Raw genomic sequence first — 1,988 nt, forward strand, 5'->3', positions numbered from 1 at the left:
TGGACAATCTGACATTCGGACTGACGGACAAACTGACCGACCGCATCGAACGATACGTCCGCGGCGACCGCGAACGCACGCCGCAGGAAGAACAGGCGGCGCAACTGTTCGGCATGGTCGGATACCTGGGCGCTGGCGCCGGTGCCTACCGAGCCGCAAGAGGGCTGACGGGACAGGTCACGAAGCAGCTCCCGAAACTGGCCGACGACGCCGCGGCGAAGGTGCTCGCTCGGACGAACGCTTCGCCGACGGCCGCCGCGACCGCCCGAATGGCTGCGCAGAGCGCCGGGCGGGCCGCCGGGCACGCGCTCACCGGGGCGACGGCGGGGGCATTCTTCCAGACGCCGTATGAGATCACGGAAGCGGCGTTCGGGAAGAACGACCAAACGCTCGGCCAGCGGCTCGGCGACATCGCCGAAAGTGCGGCGCTCGGGGCTATTCTCGATCCGGTTGCGGAAGCGTATGTCGGGGCCGTCGACAACATGCTGCGGCGCACGCCGAATACTGCGCAACAGGCACAAGCGACAGAAACCGCAGCACAATCAGCCGCTCGTGCGTTCGAACCGACGCGCGCCCGTGTCGTGAAACAGCCCTCACTCGATCAGGTGATCGCCGAGATCAGACCGGCCGTGATGGAGCGCATGACGCCGCCGCTGGAAAACCCGCGGGAGTTGGCACGGTGGATTCAGCAGAACAGCGGCATCCCCGATCTCTCGCTGAACGAGATCCGGAAGCTGCCCTATGAGGGCATGCGGCAATTGGCCGAAGACATCCGCCGGAACATGAACATCTACGACACGTCCATCGCTGTCGCTCGGGAACGTGGGTATGACCTCGAAAAACTGCTGGCGGGCCCGCGGCGGGTGTCGCCGGAGGCGCTGCAGCGGGGCCGCGAAACACTTCGCATGCGTGAGATTGCCGGTGTTCCGCTGGTGCGCTCGCAAGACCCGACATGGGCGGAACGTGCTTCTCGGATGTCTCGGGCGGAACAACTCGCCCAGCGGGCAGAGGCGCAACCAGCGCAGGCATCTCAGCCTGCACAACCCACGCTGGCCGCACACACGCGGCAGCTCGAAGAACCGAAACCGGCGCGCGCCGCAGATGACGACATTCCATTCGCCGACGAGATCGAACCGCCGCAGCCGGACGAGATCGCGCCGCGTGTCCGGGATCGGGTGAATGCCTACGCCGACCGGCTGATCGAAAGCGCCCGCGCCGAGCTGGCCGCCAGCCGGAACCGCCTCAGCTCGAACCCGGTCGACATCTACGCCCAATACGCGAAGATCGGCGCCGGCTACATGCTCAAGGGCGCGGTCAGGCTCGCCGACTTCACCGAGCAGATGGTCCGGGACTTCGGCGAGCAGATTCGGCCGTATGTCCGCGAAATCTACAAGCGAGCGAAGGATCAATACAAGGTCATCCAAAAGCAGATCGAATCCGAAGAACTTGGCCTGACCGGTTTCGAAGGGCAAGAGCTGAAAGACCTGTCGACGATCAACCTGAACACGGCAGACGTGTACCGCAACTTCAAGACGGTGTTCGGCCCGCACTATGAGAGCGTGAAGCGCGCCATCCTCGATCCGTTCGACGCCGCGAAGGGCGCATACGCCGAGGAGCAGAAGCGGCTCACAGACGCGCTCTACAACGACATCGTGAAGGGGCTCGGCATCAAGAAGGGATCGAAGGAATCCGCGCTGGTACAGCAGTTCGGCGAGGGCCGGATCACGCTGGATGAGTTGCAGAAGGCTGCGCCGGACAAATGGCAGAACATCGTGCAGGCGAACGAATGGTTCCGCCGGCAATACGACGATCTGATCACGCGGGTGAACGAGGTTCTGGCGAGAATCTACCCGAACCGGCCGGAGAAGTTGGTTCCGTACCGGAAGGACTACTATCGCCACTTCCAGGAGCTGCGGGGCTGGTCTGGACTCAAGAACCTGTTCGACACCACGGCAACGCAGATTTCCCCGTCTCTCAGCGGCATCTCG

1 protein-coding gene is annotated in these 1,988 nt (G+C 64.0%); it reads left to right on the forward strand.

Annotation, left to right across the window (positions count from 1 at the left end; genetic code table 11):
• Positions 1–1,988, forward strand: a 1,988-nt coding sequence (locus tag C6W55_RS00005; protein ID WP_286890605.1) for a hypothetical protein, incomplete at both ends; no start/stop codon positions are given.

This window comes from Thermobacillus sp. (assembly GCF_003390775.1).
GTDB lineage: Bacteria > Bacillota > Bacilli > Paenibacillales > Paenibacillaceae > Thermobacillus > Thermobacillus xylanilyticus.